The organism is Campylobacter concisus, from assembly GCF_003048405.1.
Lineage (GTDB): Bacteria > Campylobacterota > Campylobacteria > Campylobacterales > Campylobacteraceae > Campylobacter_A > Campylobacter_A concisus_Q.
Genome location: NZ_PIQS01000001.1, coordinates 242,219 through 256,890 on the forward strand (window position 1 = coordinate 242,219; position 14,672 = coordinate 256,890).

Annotated in this window: 17 protein-coding genes; 7 read left to right on the forward strand and 10 right to left on the reverse strand. The window is 36.2% G+C overall.

Annotated elements, in window-relative coordinates:
* Window positions 1–3 precede the first annotated feature (3 nt).
* Genes pstC through CVT18_RS01265 form a run of 3 tightly spaced genes read left to right on the forward strand, consistent with a single transcriptional unit; the run spans window position 4 to window position 2,339 of the window.
* Window positions 4–861 carry a phosphate ABC transporter permease subunit PstC gene (gene pstC / locus CVT18_RS01255; protein WP_103628404.1) on the forward strand — a complete coding sequence of 286 codons (858 nt, stop codon included), beginning with the start codon at window positions 4–6 and terminating at the stop codon, window positions 859–861.
* Window positions 848–1,705 (forward strand): PstA family ABC transporter permease, encoded by an 858-nt coding sequence (locus CVT18_RS01260; RefSeq protein ID WP_103628403.1) that lies wholly within the window; start codon window positions 848–850, stop codon window positions 1,703–1,705. The genes pstC and CVT18_RS01260 overlap by 14 nt, the downstream gene beginning before the upstream one ends.
* Window positions 1,674–2,339, forward strand: coding sequence for a phosphate ABC transporter ATP-binding protein (locus CVT18_RS01265; RefSeq protein ID WP_103628402.1), 666 nt, complete (start codon window positions 1,674–1,676; stop codon window positions 2,337–2,339). Before CVT18_RS01260 ends, CVT18_RS01265 begins: the two co-directional genes overlap by 32 nt.
* A 26-nt stretch (window positions 2,340–2,365) precedes the next feature.
* Here the strand turns inward: CVT18_RS01265 and CVT18_RS01270 are convergent, their stop codons facing one another.
* From CVT18_RS01270 to CVT18_RS01285, 4 genes are read right to left on the reverse strand one after another with little or no spacing between them, the layout of a single operon-like run.
* The gene (locus CVT18_RS01270; RefSeq protein ID WP_103628401.1) at window positions 2,366–3,238 is read right to left on the reverse strand and encodes a carbon-nitrogen hydrolase; all 873 of its coding nucleotides are present in this window, start codon (window positions 3,236–3,238) and stop codon (window positions 2,366–2,368) included.
* Window position 3,239: 1 nt separating this feature from the next.
* Window positions 3,240–4,166, reverse strand: a complete 927-nt coding sequence (locus CVT18_RS01275; RefSeq protein ID WP_103628400.1) for a cation diffusion facilitator family transporter — start codon at window positions 4,164–4,166, stop codon at window positions 3,240–3,242.
* 2 nt (window positions 4,167–4,168) lie between these two features.
* Complete coding sequence (locus CVT18_RS01280) at window positions 4,169–5,137, reverse strand: agmatine deiminase family protein (protein WP_103628399.1); 969 nt, start codon at window positions 5,135–5,137, stop codon at window positions 4,169–4,171.
* Window positions 5,134–5,379: a CBU_0592 family membrane protein gene (locus CVT18_RS01285; RefSeq protein WP_103628398.1), complete on the reverse strand. Its 246-nt coding sequence runs from the start codon at window positions 5,377–5,379 to the stop codon at window positions 5,134–5,136. The genes CVT18_RS01280 and CVT18_RS01285 overlap by 4 nt, the downstream gene beginning before the upstream one ends.
* A 110-nt stretch (window positions 5,380–5,489) precedes the next feature.
* Here CVT18_RS01285 and CVT18_RS01290 point away from each other — a divergent pair, with 110 nt between their 5' ends.
* From CVT18_RS01290 to CVT18_RS01305, 4 genes are all read left to right on the forward strand, one after another.
* A complete protein-coding gene (locus CVT18_RS01290; RefSeq protein ID WP_103628397.1) occupies window positions 5,490–6,143 on the forward strand; it encodes an amino acid ABC transporter permease in 654 nt (217 codons plus the stop codon).
* The gene (locus CVT18_RS01295; RefSeq protein WP_103593871.1) at window positions 6,130–6,798 is read left to right on the forward strand and encodes an amino acid ABC transporter permease; all 669 of its coding nucleotides are present in this window, start codon (window positions 6,130–6,132) and stop codon (window positions 6,796–6,798) included. The genes CVT18_RS01290 and CVT18_RS01295 overlap by 14 nt, the downstream gene beginning before the upstream one ends.
* 1 nt (window position 6,799) lies before the next feature.
* Window positions 6,800–7,537 (forward strand): amino acid ABC transporter ATP-binding protein, encoded by a 738-nt coding sequence (locus tag CVT18_RS01300; protein ID WP_103628396.1) that lies wholly within the window; start codon window positions 6,800–6,802, stop codon window positions 7,535–7,537.
* A gap of 93 nt (window positions 7,538–7,630) precedes the next feature.
* Window positions 7,631–8,491 carry a cysteine ABC transporter substrate-binding protein gene (locus CVT18_RS01305; RefSeq protein WP_107824125.1) on the forward strand — a complete coding sequence of 287 codons (861 nt, stop codon included), beginning with the start codon at window positions 7,631–7,633 and terminating at the stop codon, window positions 8,489–8,491.
* A gap of 37 nt (window positions 8,492–8,528) precedes the next feature.
* Here the strand turns inward: CVT18_RS01305 and CVT18_RS01310 are convergent, their stop codons facing one another.
* From CVT18_RS01310 to CVT18_RS01335, 6 genes are read right to left on the reverse strand one after another with little or no spacing between them, the layout of a single operon-like run.
* Window positions 8,529–9,833 (reverse strand): sugar transferase, encoded by a 1,305-nt coding sequence (locus CVT18_RS01310; RefSeq protein WP_103628395.1) that lies wholly within the window; start codon window positions 9,831–9,833, stop codon window positions 8,529–8,531.
* Window positions 9,830–10,948 (reverse strand): glycosyltransferase family 4 protein, encoded by a 1,119-nt coding sequence (locus tag CVT18_RS01315; protein ID WP_103628441.1) that lies wholly within the window; start codon window positions 10,946–10,948, stop codon window positions 9,830–9,832. Before CVT18_RS01315 ends, CVT18_RS01310 begins: the two co-directional genes overlap by 4 nt.
* Before the next feature lie 15 nt (window positions 10,949–10,963).
* The gene (locus CVT18_RS01320) at window positions 10,964–11,698 is read right to left on the reverse strand and encodes an ABC transporter ATP-binding protein (RefSeq protein WP_103628394.1); all 735 of its coding nucleotides are present in this window, start codon (window positions 11,696–11,698) and stop codon (window positions 10,964–10,966) included.
* The gene (locus CVT18_RS01325; protein ID WP_103628393.1) at window positions 11,695–12,489 is read right to left on the reverse strand and encodes an ABC transporter permease; all 795 of its coding nucleotides are present in this window, start codon (window positions 12,487–12,489) and stop codon (window positions 11,695–11,697) included. Before CVT18_RS01325 ends, CVT18_RS01320 begins: the two co-directional genes overlap by 4 nt.
* Window positions 12,486–13,712, reverse strand: a complete 1,227-nt coding sequence (locus CVT18_RS01330) for a hypothetical protein (protein WP_103628392.1) — start codon at window positions 13,710–13,712, stop codon at window positions 12,486–12,488. Before CVT18_RS01330 ends, CVT18_RS01325 begins: the two co-directional genes overlap by 4 nt.
* Window positions 13,709–14,671, reverse strand: a complete 963-nt coding sequence (locus tag CVT18_RS01335; protein ID WP_107824126.1) for an NAD-dependent epimerase/dehydratase family protein — start codon at window positions 14,669–14,671, stop codon at window positions 13,709–13,711. The genes CVT18_RS01330 and CVT18_RS01335 overlap by 4 nt, the downstream gene beginning before the upstream one ends.
* Window position 14,672: the final 1 nt, after the last annotated feature.

A 14,672-nucleotide genomic window follows, 5' to 3' on the forward strand; every position in this document is an offset into this window, starting at 1 on the left:
CCAATGACAGGGCAAATTTTTAAAGGCGGGGTATATGCTTTCACACTTTTATCCGCCATGCTTTTGCTTTTACTCGTGGGGTTTTTACTGCTAAATTCCACGAGTTTTTTTGCAGAAGTAAGTCTCTTTGACTTCTTACTAAATGGCGACTGGGATGTTAGCACAGAGCCTTTTAGCTTTGGACTGTTTAATATCCTGGTCGCAAATTTCGTAGTTGCCTTTTTAGCTTGCATATTTTCATTTTTCATCTCGCTTGGAGTTACCATTTTTATATGCTTTTTTGCGAACGCCTGGCTTAGGTACGTGCTGGACTGGATGATAAGAATTTTAGCTGGCATACCTTCGATCATCTACGGATTTTTCGCACTTTACACGGTTGTAAAAATTTTAGAATCAGGGCTAAAAATATCCGCTGGAGAGTCAGTCTTGGCAGCAAGTCTGATCCTTAGCGTAATGATACTGCCATTTTTTACATCACACCTACTTCAAAGTGTCGAGCTGCTAAAGCAAAATTTCAAAATAAACTCAGACGCTCTTGGCGTAAGCACGGGATACTTTACACGTAAGATCATTTTAAGAAAGTCGATAAAAGCTAGCATTTCAGGCTTTATACTCGCATTTTCCAGAGCAGCTGGCGAGACGATGGCCGTGATGATGGTCATAGGTAACACCCCGCTTTTTCCGCACCTGCTCTCAAAAGCTCAGACCATACCATCTCTAATAGCCCTTGAAATGGGCATGAGCGAGGCTGGCAGCCTGCACTACCATGCTCTTATTGCAAGCGGATTCGTCCTGCTTGTTTTTATCTTTATGCTAAATATTTTTATCTTTAAATTTGAGAAAAACAATGAACGCTTTTAAAGATCATCTAGTAAAATTTTACGCCTATCTTTGCGTATTTATAATAGTTGCGGTGATATTTTGGATATTTTATTTCATCTTTGCAAATGGCATCTCTCAGATAAATTTAGACTTTCTAACAAAAAACCCGCAAGGTTTAAATTTAGGTGAGAGTGGTGGCATAAAAGACGCCATCATAGGCTCATTTTTGCTAATGACACTCTCGATAATATTTTCAGCACTTCTTGGCGTTAGCTGCGCTATTTATAGGCAAATTTACTGCACCTCTCGAACGATCAAGCTTGGGCTTAAATTTATCATCCAAACGATGGCCTCGATACCTTCTATCTTGCTTGGGATGTTTGTTTATGGGCTTTTTATCGTTAGCCTTGATATCCCAAAGAGCCTGCTAACAGCTAGCATAACACTTGCTTTGATGGTCTTTCCTTTTGTTGAAGTTAGCACAGAAAAGGTGATCTCACAGATCGATGAAAAAATGTTAAGAGATAGCTTCGCGCTTGGTGTTGATAAAAATTTCATGGCTAGAAAGCTTGTTTTGCCAACTATTAGAAAAAATATCATATCTATTTTAATACTTGCTGGCAGCTACGCCATAGGGGCAACTGCACCACTACTTTTAACAGGGGTTGTCTTTATGGCAAAGGCAGAAGGCCTGCTCTCGCCAGTCATGGCGCTGCCTTTTCACCTGCACATGTTACTAAGCCAGTCAGTCGCAACGCAAAATGCCTACGCCACAGCACTTGTGCTTATTTTTATATTGATCATTTTGCACCTGCTTTCAGCTGTAGTTTTATTTGATATAGGAGAGAAAATTGCCAGATATTTTAAACATAAAAGATCTTAGTATCTTTTACCAAGACAATGAAATTTTAAAAGATCTAAATTTAAGCGTCGCCGAAAACGAGATCATCTGCCTAATGGGTAGCTCAGGATGTGGCAAATCGACTTTTCTTTCAGCGTTAAATGGCTTTTTGGAGCAAAAGGGCGGCAGATATAGCGGAGAGATACTATTTAAAGGTGAAAATATCAAAAATAAGGGCGAAATTTGGCTAAGACGAAAGCTAGCCATACTCTTTCAAGACGCCACCCTCTTTCCTTTTAGTGTAGAAAGAAATTTGACCTATGCGATGGAATTTTATGAGGGCAGCATAAAGGATAAGCAAAAAAGAGTAGAAGAGCTACTTAAAAGCGTAAATTTACTAGATGAGATAAGTGACCTAGATATGCCAGCTAGCAAGCTTTCCGGCGGTCAAAAGCAAAGACTTTGCATCGCAAGGATGCTAACCACAAAGCCTGAAGTGCTCATGCTTGATGAGCCTTGCTCGTCGCTTGATATGAAAAATGTCTTGATCGTAGAAGATCTTTTAAAAAACTTGTCGCAAAGATACACTATCATCATCACCACGCACAATGAAGAGCAGGCAAAAAGGCTTGGCGGCAGGATAGTCCGCATATTAGATAAGAAATTTACATTTTAAAAGAGCTAGAAATTCTAGCTCTAAAATTAGTCGATAAACCTCTTTGTGATATTTGCGTAGGCATCGATCCTACGGTCTCTTAAAAATGGCCAAATTCTTCGCACTTCTTCACTTCTTTTCATGTCTATTTCAACGATCTTGCAAAACTCATCTGTGCTATTTGCGCGGAAAAGCTGCTCTCCTTGTGGCCCAAAAACAAAGCTATTTCCCCAAAACTTAATCCCATCCATCACGCCGCTATCATCTTTTTCAAAACCGACGCGATTTACTGCGACTACTGGCAGACCATTTGCCACGCTGTGACCTCTTTGCACTGCCACCCACGCTTCAAGCTGTCTTGACTTTTCATCATCGCTATCGCCCTCAAACCAGCCAATAGCCGTTGGATAGATGAGAATTTTCGCCCCTTTTAGCGCCATTAGCCTTGCTGCCTCTGGATACCACTGATCCCAACACACCAAAACGCCAAGCTTACCAAGGCTAGTCTCAACTGGCTCAAAGCCGATATCGCCAGGCGTGAAGTAAAATTTCTCGTAAAATCCAGGGTCATCAGGGATGTGCATTTTTCGGTATTTGCCAGCCACGCTACCGTCACGCTCGAAGACAAAAGCGGTGTTATGATAAAGTCCATCAGCCCTCTTTTCAAAAAGAGAAGTGACTAAAACCACGCCATTTTCTTTTGCCACCCTGCCCCAAAAAGCGACATCTTCTTGCCACTCGTTTGCATGATCAAAGAAATTTGTATCCTCGCTTTGGCAAAAGTATTGCGTCTGGTGCAGCTCTTGGCAGACAACTAGATCAGCGCCACCTTTTTTTGCCTCGGCGATTAGCTCAAGCGTCTTTGCGATGGTTGCCTCTTTTGTCCCTTTAAATTCTTGTTGAAGTAGTGCTACTTTCATCTCATCTCCCTTCTTTGTCGTTATATGGGTCTAAATGCGTGGTTATCTGCCACGAAAATTCCTTAAATTTCTCTCTTATCTCAGCTTCAAGCGAGTCGGCCACCTCGTGCGCGTCGTAAAGCGAGATATCTTTGTCAAAAACTAAATGCAGCGTTAAAAATATGGTATTTGCGCTCTGTCTTGTGTTTAGGTAGTGAAAGTCTGAAATCCTCTCTTTTGCCTTTATCATCTTGATGATCTCAGCTGTGACCTCAGGGCTTGCTGCGTGATCTAGCAAGATACCAAGAGCGTCTTTGCCAAGGCTTATCGCGCTTTGAGCGATGTAGCCGCTTATCACGATACCAAAGATCGCATCTATCATCACAAATCCGCTAAATTTAATGATAAGTAGCGAGATGATGACTGCAAGGTTACTAAAAAGGTCGATCTTATAATGCAGCGCGTCTGCTTTTATTATAAGATTGCCACTTTTTTTAGAAATTTGGTTTAAAAATAGCACCAAACATAACGTCACTATGACCGAAAATACCATCACACCAAGGCTTAAGCCAAGGTCTATCTCTAAATTTGGCTCGCTAAATTTCTTAACGCTCTCATAAAATATATATCCAGCAGCCACAACGATGATAACGCACTCAAATAGCGCTGCCAAGGCTTCTAGCTTTGTGTAGCCAAAGTTAAATCTCTCATCAGCTTGTTTTCTTGACTTTCTAAGCGCAAATAAATTTAAAAGCGACACGATAAAATCAAGCATCGAGTCGATCGCCGAGCCAAGTACAGCGACCGAGCCGCTAAAAAGTCCGGCTGCAAATTTCACAAGTGCGAGCAAAAAGGCGCAAGCTCCAGCTGCGATAACTGCCTTATTTTCGCCCTGCGTGTACTCCTGCTTATTTATGCGGTTAAACTCATAATCAAACGGACTTGACAAGGCTAAGCCCTTTTATATCTATTTTGGCTTGAGCAGTGAAGCGAGCCATTTTGACGGACAAAAACTAGCGAATTTACACCGATGACCTTTCTGTCTGGAAGTGCCTGAGCTAGTAAATTTAGCACCTTTTCATCGTTTTCGTCGTTATATGTTGGCACGATCAGTGCGCCATTTATAAAGATGAAGTTTGCATAGGTGCAGCCAAGCCTTTTGCCCTCATAAAATTTAGGCTTAGGAAGCGGCAGAGCAAGCAGCTTAAAGCCTGTCTTTTTAAGCTCATCTTCCATCCTTTTTAGCTCATCAAAGTGCTCATCGCTCTCATCTTCGTAGCTCGCATAAGCGATAGTATCAGGCGTGATGAAACGCGCTAAAGTGTCGATGTGACTATCTGTGTCATCGCCTTTTATAAAGCCATTTTCAAGCCAGATAATACGCTTTAGGCCAAATAAATTTTTAAGCTTCTCCTCGATCTGCTCTTTGCTAAGAGAGGAATTTCTATTTTCATTTAGCAGGCATTTTGAGGTGGTTAAAAGCACGCCATCTCCGTTAAACTCGATGCTTCCGCCCTCTAGTATCATATCAACTGACTCAAGCTTGGTTTTGTAAATTTTAGCTAGCTCTAAATTTATCGCATCATCTTTTGAGCTCTTAAATTTACCGCCCCAAGCGTTAAATTTAAAGTCGTAGCTCTTTACGCCGTCTTCAGCACAAACGTCGATCATACCGTAGTCTCTGATCCAAGTATCGTCAGTCTCAAGCTTAACAAACTCAACATTTTTAAATTTCTTAAACCTAGCAAAATTTGCCTCATCGGGGCAGATGAGCACCACCTTCTGATAGGGCGTAACAGCAGCCACAAGCTCCTCATAGCTCGCCAAAATCTCCTCTAAATAAGGCTCCCAGTCGCTCTTGCTATGTGGCAGCGATAAAAACAAAAGCTCCTGCTCTTCCCACTCTGCGTATGCTCTCACGCTCTCTCCTTGTAAATTTTATAAATTCCATAAATAGTAATGATTATCCAAAAGACCTCTATCAAAAATGAACCGAGGTTAAAGTGCACAAAAAGCGAGATGATGAGTAGTATAGCACCTACTAAATTTATTATCTGATAGGCCAGATCGCGGCTATTTAGGCGGCCAATCTGAAGTAAAAAGTAACCCATCACGATGCAAATCATCCCTAAAAAGCCGATGATCTGAAAAAGATCGATCAAATTTTATCCTTTTTGCAAGCTTAAATTTAAAGCAAGATCATATCTAATTAGTTTTAAATTTATGATTATAAGATAAAATAACTCCATTTTTCAGATTGGATTAAAGTTTTATGGATTTTGAGTTTATTGAGAAATTTTATCCGCTTTATGTTAAGGCCGGAGTGCTTACCTGTGAGATTGCCTTTTTAGGGATCGTTTTTTCTATTTTGATCGGTATTTTTTGTATGGCTGTGAAATTTTACAAGCTAAAATTTCTATCAAAAGTGATTGACTGCTACGTCGAACTCTCAAGAAATACGCCACTTCTTATACAGCTTTTCTTTTTATATTATGGCTTGCCAAAGCTTGGTGTATCGATGAGCGGCTTTACCTGTGCGGTCGCTGGGCTTAGCTTTCTTGGCGGTAGTTATATGAGCGAGAGCTTTAGACTTGGTTTTGAGGCGGTTAGAAAGTCGCAGATAGAAGCAGGTCTTAGCATCGCACTTAGCAAAAATCAGCTCTTAAGATATGTTATCTTGCCTCAAGCATTTAGCGTAGCGGTGCCAAGCATTAGTGCAAATATTATCTTTTTACTAAAAGAGACAAGTATCGTTAGTATCGTGGCACTTGCCGATCTAGTCTACGTCGCAAAGGATCTCATTGGGCTTTATTACAAAACAGACGAAGCGCTTTTTATGCTAGTAATTAGCTATCTCATCATCATCTTGCCAGTCTCGCTGGTGCTTAGCTACATCGAAAAAAGGGTGAGAAATGCAAGGAGTTAGTATTTTATTTGACACGCAAAATTTACTAAGACTCTTTGAAGGTCTAGTCGTTAGCACAGAAATTTCATTTATCTCTATTTTTATCTCTATAATCGGTGGCTTAGTGCTTGGCGTGCTTATGAGCATGAAAAACAAATTTATCTATTTTATTTTAAAAATTTGCCTAGAAATCGTTCGCATAATGCCTCAGATTGTTTGGCTATTTTTATTTTATTTTGGTGTCAGCAAGGCGTTTGATATTCACATTTCAGCATTTACGGCCTCACTCATTGTCTTTAGCTTGTGGGGAATTTTTGAAATGATGGACATCGTGCGTGGCGCAATAACATCAATACCAAAACATCAATTTGAATCAGCCGCCTCACTTGGACTTAGTAAATTTCAAATTTACTCTCACGTCATCATCCCGCTTGCCACAAGAAGGCTAGTGCCTGGAGCTGTAAATTTACTAAGCCGTATGATAAAAACGACCTCTATCGTCGTGCTAATTGGCGTTGTAGAGGTAGTCAAGGTCGGTCAGCAGATCATAGAGCGAAATGTATTTACAAATCCTATGGCGCCATTTTGGATATACACGCTCATATTCTTTTTATATTTTGTGATCTGCTATCCAGTCTCAAAACTATCGAAAAAACTAGAAGAAAAATGGAGTTAAAATGAGCGAAAACATATTAGAACTTAAAAAAATAAACAAATTTTATGGAGAGCTTCGCGCCTTAAAAGATATAAATTTAGAGGTAAAAAGCGGTGAAGTGGTCGTACTTCTTGGCCCATCAGGCTGTGGCAAAAGCACAACTCTTAGATGTATAAATGGCCTTGAGAGCATCGCTAGCGGTGAGATAATAATCGATGGCGAAGTGATTGATGCTAAATTTAATGATTGGCAAAGGATCCGCCAAAAGGTCGGCATGGTCTTTCAAAGCTACGAGCTGTTTGATCATATGAACGTCATAGATAACGTCCTTCTTGGGCCTTTAAAAGTACAAAAAAGAGATAGGTCCGAGGCCGAAAAGACCGCTGATATGTGGTTAAGCAAGGTTGGACTGCTTGATAAGAAATTTGCCTATCCAAAGGAGCTAAGTGGCGGTCAAAAGCAACGCATAGCTATAGTAAGAAGCCTTTGCTTAAACCCTGAAATTATGCTATTTGACGAGGTTACGGCTGCGCTTGATCCAGAGATCGTTAGAGAAGTGCTTGACGTGATACTAAATTTAGCCAAAGATGGTATGACGATGCTAATAGTCACCCACGAGATGAGCTTTGCAAGGGCGGTTGCAAATAAGATCGTATTTATGGATGCTGGAGCGATTGTGGAGATCAGCGAACCAGAGGAATTTTTTACCAACCCAAAGAGCGATCGCGCGAAGAAATTTCTAAATTTATTCTCGTTTTAGAAAAAATAAGAGATAATTTGCCGTTTTTTCAAAATGCGTTTAGAGCGAAATTTTAACGCTCTTATTTATTTAACTTTTTTACAAGGAGAAAGAGTGAGAAAATTTAAATTTTTCTTATTAGCATTAATCGCTACCGTCTTTCTAACGGGTTGTGGTAATGACAAAGGTGCCGACACGGCAAAAGCTGCTTCAAACGAAGCTGATGCGATCGCAAAGATCAAAGAGCGCGGATTTGTAAGAATTGGTGTTTTCAGCGACAAACCACCATTTGGCTATGTCGATAAAGACGGCAAAAACCAAGGCTATGATATTTACTTTGCAAAACGTATCGCAAAAGACCTACTAGGCGATGAGAGCAAGGTAAAATTTGAGCTAGTCGAGGCTGCTGGTAGAGTTGAAGTTTTAGTAGCTGATAAAGTAGATATCACGCTTGCAAATTTTACAAAAACACCTGAGCGTGCACAAGTTGTTGATTTTGCGCTTCCATACATGAAGGTTTCACTTGGCATCGTAAGCCCTGAAGGTGCAGTGATAAAGAGCATCGATGAGCTAAAAGACAAAACCCTAATCGTAAATAAGGGCACAACCGCAGACGCGTTTTTTACAAAAAATTATCCTAACATTAAGCTTGCAAAATACGACCAAAATACTGAAACATTTGCAGCTTTGGTTGATAAAAGAGGTGCTGCACTAGCGCATGATAACGCCCTACTTTTTGCCTGGGCGAAAGAGACTCCAGGTTTTGTTGTAGGCGTTGAAGCACTTGGTGATGTGGATGTAATAGCACCAGCTGTTAAAAAAGGCAACAAAGTTTTACTTGACTGGCTAAATAATGAGATCATTGAGTTAGGCAAAGAAAATTTCTTCCACAAAGACTATGATGCTACACTAAAACCGATCTACGGCGACAGTGTCAATCCAGAATCACTTGTCGTTGAAGGTGGCAAACTATAAATAATGAGGTGTTGCAGCACCTCATCTTAAACTTTATTTACATAGCACCATACCTAAGGAATACTACTTTAAATGTTTTTATAATTATTACAATATCCATCCAAATATTCCAGTTCTTCATATACCATATGTCCATTTGGGCTCGTGTAGCAAAATCCACATTGCTTCGACCACTAACCTGCCAAAGTCCAGTAAGCCCGGGCTTACAAGATAAAACAAGCGGTAGGTATTCTCCAAAATCTTCCATTTCATTCGGAAGACATGGCCTTGGACCAACCAGACTCATCTCCCCTTTTAGAACATTTACTAGCTGCGGCAATTCGTCAAGTGACGTTTTTCTTAAAAAGCTGCCGATTTTAGTTACTCGGGGATCATTTCTATATTTTTTATACTTTTTATAATATACTACTTCTTCCGAATTTTTATCCAACCATTCTTGCATAAAACTTTGGTCAGTATGCATTGAACGAAATTTATAGCATTTGAATATTTTTCCATCCAAACCTATTCTGTACTGGCCAAAAAAAATATCGCCGGTTGGTTCTTTTACCTTTATGATTAAGATAACTACGCCAAATATGATTATCAAAAAGGGTAAAGCAAGCAATAATATTAATAAATCTAACAATCTTTTCAAAATTAAATTAAATTTGCTTTGAAGGGAATTTTGAATAGCAAATAGATTCGTGCGGGAGTTAAAAATATTATAAACACAGGCCCTTGAAAAGTCATAACTATTAAGTATTGGAGTAAATAAGATTTCTTTGTTATCCTTTATGTTCTGTTCTATAATAGTATTTAGAGTTTTAGGCTTAATATTGTTATATCCTATCAAAAGAGCATCATAGCTTTTTCCAACGGCTTTTACATAACCCAAATAATGGTTATTAAATATTGCGTATTCAAGCTCTTCGCTATTTTCTACACATAAAATTCTAGCCTTTTTTTGCCAGATGCCTACATAAAAAAGTATACGTTTGAATATAAATTTAAATCCGGGTAAAAGTATAATCATAGATAAAAAACTAAATAATAGGGTTACTTTTGAAAACAAACTATTTTCTATCGCAAGCACAAGACAAAGTAAAAAGCCTAATATGCAACTTTTTATTATAATTTTGCTTTCATGCCAAAAATCAAATCTCCTAATATAAATACCCTGATAAGCAAATAAAGATATTATAGTAATATAAACGTAGATGTACTCTCGATATGTAAATATATCAAAAAATAATGGGCTTCCATAAATAAGATTTTTGACAAAAATGCCTAAAAATATAGAGCCAAAAATAACAAAAATATCAGCTAGCAACAGCAATAAAAATGATAAAATTTGCCTCATTTTAATGCCTTAAATTCATTAAATTTATGCTCTATGTAAGTTTTTATCTCCTCCTCAAATCTTTTACGAGAAAATCTAAGTGAGTTTCTGCGAATAAAAGATGGATCAAATTTATCCACATTATGTTCAAATTTATCCAGCGCTCCAAGTAGGCTCTCAACGCTTTGCTCATAAAAATAAACACCACTGACGTTATCTATCACCGTCTCACGTACTCCGCCATTGCCGTAGCATATAACGGGCGTGCCGCACGCCTGAGCCTCTACTGGAGCGATACCGAAATCTTCCTTGGCTGCGAATATAAAAGCTTTCGCATTTTGCATCATATGCTTTATTGTTTCGTTGCTTTGATATCCTAAAATTTCTATATTTTTTTTAGCCTTACTTTTTATTTTGTCCATATCTGGACCATCGCCGATAAGCACAAGCTTTCTATTAATTTGTGAAAAAGCCTCCACTATAACATCTACTTTTTTATATGGCACAAGCCTTGAAACAGTCAAATAAAACTCATCTTTATTTTCCTTGGCTTCAAATTTATCGGTATCTACTGGGGGATATATTACATCGCTCGCCCTACCATAAATTTTTTTTATACGACTGGCAATATAGCGACTGTTTGCAATAAAATAATCCACACGATTTGTGGAAATCAAATCCCAAATACGAATTTTATGTAGAAAATATTTCGCAAAAAAACCCTTTAATCCACTATTCAGCCCGCTATTTTTCAAATACTCAAAATATAAATCCCATGCATAACGAATTGGCGTATGAACATAACTAATATGAAGCTGATCCGAATGAGTCAATACCCCCTTTGCAACCGCGTGAGAACTGGATAAGATTAAATCATACTCGCTTAGATTAAAATTCTCAATAGCATATGGAAAAAGCGGTAAATAATCACGATACCTACTTTTAGCGAATGGTAAATTTTGAATAAAGCTCGTATGGGCATACTTATTTTTTAATATTCCATACCTATCTGTATCATTCAAAAAATCGATCAAACTATAAATTTCAAAGTCAGCCCAAATATTTGTGAAGCTCTCCACACATCTTTCTGCACCAGCGTAAACATTGAGCCAATCGCATATTAAAGCTTTTTTTATCATCATTAATACAAACTATAAACTCTCAAAGGTAAAATTACAAATTTTTTCTTTATTGCTTATTAAGATATAATCTCCACCACCCCTTAGAACCAATAACTTAGTTGCATGCTTTTTTACAAAATTTATATCATGAGTTATAAATATAATTGTTTTTTTGTTAACCAGTAAATTATCAAAAAAATCAAAGCATTTTTTCTGAAATTTCTCATCGCCAACTGCTAAAATTTCATCAAATATATATATATCACCATTGGCACATCGCGCTATTGAAAATGCCAATCTCATTTTCATTCCAGACGAATAGTATTTCAATGGAGTATCCACAAACCTCTCAATTTCAGCAAATGAAAATATCTCTTGCATATTATCCTTTATAAAGCATATATCCATTCCTAATAATACGCCATTTAAAAAAGCATTGTCACGACCACTTAATTCATCACTAAAAGCAACACCCAGCTCTAAAAATGGTATAACTTTACCATCTACAACAATATCACCTTTCGTAGGAGTTGATGTCTTTGCTATAAGCTTGGCTAAAGTAGATTTTCCAACACCATTTCTACCAACTATACATAATATATCCCCATTGTCAATACTCATCGACATATTATTTAGAACATCAATAGTAGGTATGCTATTTATGTTTCGAAAATAATTCTTGTAATTTATAGCGAAACTTTTCAACGAATTTGTATGAACCCCATATGATTTATATGACTTACTAACACTTTTAAATACTATCATAGAAAATCCGAAATTTTTGATTTTAATTTATTTTCAATAACTAATGATACTACAAACAATAATACAATTACAGCACTATGCAATACCCAAAGCCAAATATCATATATTAGAATAGGCGTATATCCATTAAAGAAACAATATTTAATATTTTCTAATGGAAAGGATAATAAATTGGTGCAATAATATAAAGTTTCATATTCTTTCGGAATAGGTAATTTATAAATAATCGGAGTTAAAAAAACGCCATAAATAAGGACAATTTCCCAAATCTGTTTTATATCTCTAAAAAAAACATTTAAAAAAGATAGGATTATATTTAAACTTAATATTAATATACTAATCTGCAGGAAAGAAACGGTAATAATAAAAAATTTAAATATATTAAAATCCGATATAGAATTATATGAAACCAGATATATAATTATAAAGATAATAAAGTTTATACAAAAGTTAAATAATGGCGTTAAAAAGGCGGCAATAGGCGGTATGAGTCTATTGACATTTATCTTATTTATTATTGAAGCTTTGCCAACAAATGAATTTAGCCCCAGCGATGTCGCTTCTGAAAAAAATGTCCATATTAATACACCAAAGAACAATCTTAATGCGTAGCCATCACCAGTATCTACTTGTAAAAATACACCGAAGACTGTAAAGTATACAAAAAACTGCAGTAATGGTTTTATAAAAGACCATGAAAAACCAATAAAGCTATTTTGATACTTTAACTTTAAATCCATATATGCTATTACAATTAATTTTTGGTAATTATTTAATATAAAATACATCATCTTTTATCCTTTTCAAACAGACTAATGTGCAAATTTATATTATTCTCAATGTTATATTTATCGTAATATTCAATTAGCCCTTTTGAATAATTATCTCTATAAAATAATATCTTTTGAGCCAACTCGACATAATTCCCGATGTCAAATGTCTCAAATGCACCTGGCGCATATTTTGATAGTTCAAAAAACGCCTTATTGTTAGAAAAAATTGATTTTGCTCTTGTTTCTAATGTAATTGAGGCTACACCAGACCCAGATTGCCCCGTTTCCTTATATGGCAAAACAGTAAAATTTACTTGATTCAACGCGGTGATAAATTCATCATCGCTCAAAGAGCCGCAAAAATATACCCTATTAGATAAATCACCTTTTCTTCTATTTTTTATTTCCTTTATAAGTATTTCTAAATATGGATCAATATCGCTATTGCTTAGTATAGACTGCGGGTGCTGACTTCCAAAAATCATAAGCTTATAGTTTTCTGGCAAAATTCTCAATGCTTTAATGGCTGTTAAATGCCCCTTGTAATCACTAATAAAACCAAACACGCCTATTATAACATCGCTATCGCCTAAATTATACCTATTCCTAAATACCTTATTACTTTCTATAGCTTTGTCGCAATAATATTTTATCTCATTACGATTCAAAAAAGTTATTGGAAAATCAAAAACATTATCGAAACCAAACATATACTTAATAATCTCTTTTTCCCTCTTTGTATGAACTATAATATTTACATTCCGCTCATTAGAAGCATACTTAAAAAAAAGTATTAGTTTTGCATATAGGCTTGGATAATATGAGCTATCTCTGTATTCCTTTATTGCCTTCATTGGAGAATTTATAACTTTTTTTAAAAAATCAACCGATAAAAAACTATTTTTCACGTCAATTCTATGCATTGTAATAATTAGGTTTTTAGAACTCTCAACAATTTTCTTTAATCTACTATATATATCTCTTCTTTTTATACCAAACAATCCAACTTCTAGCTGAATATTTACATAGTCATAATCTTTAAGTTTACTACATAGATCATCAATATGCTGCTGCGCCAATTTTTTATATTGTCTATTTTCGGATCGCAACAAGTTAACGCGTAGCGAAAGTACATCTACATTATAGTATTTTTCAAATTCTTTCTTTAATGCAAATGCATATGTGGCATTTCCACACAATTCATTATAGCTACTTACTATAGCCAATTTGCTCTTTTTCATATCAGATTACCTTTATTGTTAATATACCATTTATATATCATTCTATACAACCCTTCTTTTAAAGATACGTTAAAATTAAAATCAGGAAAATAGATTTTTATGGATTTTAAAGAGCAACCCTTAACTCTTCTTCCTTCTGGCTTTTTTAGATTATTAATGATGGTAATTTTTTTATTTGCGATTTCTGCCACTAACATAACCAAATCATTCATAGATATAACTTTTTCGTGTCCTATATTTAGCAATGGGATCAATTGATCATTAAAAGCGATTCTTACCAATAGTTCCGCACAATCGTCGGCATGAACATACGACCTTTTTTGATTTCCGCTACCCCAAACTTCTACGTCATTACTAGTCATAACCTTATTTATAAGCATCGGTATAGCCTGTGAGAATTCGCCGGCCCATCTGTATGACTCGCCATAAATATTCAATGGCCTAACTATTGAAAGTTCAAACTTATTCACTACAGATAGTAATTTTAATCTATCCTCAAGGTATCGCTTTGAAAAACCATAACCTATATTTGCGAGCTCTGGAAAATTACCCAAGGGAGAGGATTCATCAACGATATCTTCTCCGTCATCAGAATATACGCAAGATGAACTAATATAAATAAGGCGCAACCTGTCTGGATTTTGCTTTAGCAAAAATGATATAAAATTCTCATTCAACTTTACATTATTATCATAAAGTTTTAATTGATTTTTTTCAGAAAACCCCAATCCCAGCATAAAACTGACTAAGTGAAATATTACATCAAAACTACCTAAATTATACTTTTCGATATTACATATATTATCTTTAATAAAATTGCACTCCAGCGGTATATTATTAATCTTTCCTCTAGATAAATCATCAAGTACGGTTATGTCTTTATATCCTTTTTTGATCAAATTTTTTAATAAGGAAGCCCCTATTAGTCCCGCCCAGCCTAATACTAAAATTCTACTCATT

Excerpts from the sequence above, each read along its gene's own strand:
- pstC (WP_103628404.1), top strand. The coding sequence starts at position 4 with ATGACAGGGCAAATTTTTAAAGGCGGGGTATATGCTTTCACACTTTTA.
- CVT18_RS01260 (WP_103628403.1), top strand. The coding sequence starts at position 848 with ATGAACGCTTTTAAAGATCATCTAGTAAAATTTTACGCCTATCTTTGC.
- CVT18_RS01270 (WP_103628401.1), bottom strand. The coding sequence starts at position 3,238 with ATGAAAGTAGCACTACTTCAACAAGAATTTAAAGGGACAAAAGAGGCA.
- CVT18_RS01290 (WP_103628397.1), top strand. The coding sequence starts at position 5,490 with ATGGATTTTGAGTTTATTGAGAAATTTTATCCGCTTTATGTTAAGGCC.
- CVT18_RS01295 (WP_103593871.1), top strand. The coding sequence starts at position 6,130 with ATGCAAGGAGTTAGTATTTTATTTGACACGCAAAATTTACTAAGACTC.
- CVT18_RS01300 (WP_103628396.1), top strand. The coding sequence starts at position 6,800 with ATGAGCGAAAACATATTAGAACTTAAAAAAATAAACAAATTTTATGGA.
- CVT18_RS01310 (WP_103628395.1), bottom strand. The coding sequence starts at position 9,833 with ATGAGGCAAATTTTATCATTTTTATTGCTGTTGCTAGCTGATATTTTT.
- CVT18_RS01320 (WP_103628394.1), bottom strand. The coding sequence starts at position 11,698 with ATGATAGTATTTAAAAGTGTTAGTAAGTCATATAAATCATATGGGGTT.
- CVT18_RS01325 (WP_103628393.1), bottom strand. The coding sequence starts at position 12,489 with ATGATGTATTTTATATTAAATAATTACCAAAAATTAATTGTAATAGCA.
- CVT18_RS01330 (WP_103628392.1), bottom strand. The coding sequence starts at position 13,712 with ATGAAAAAGAGCAAATTGGCTATAGTAAGTAGCTATAATGAATTGTGT.
- CVT18_RS01335 (WP_107824126.1), bottom strand. The coding sequence starts at position 14,671 with ATGAGTAGAATTTTAGTATTAGGCTGGGCGGGACTAATAGGGGCTTCC.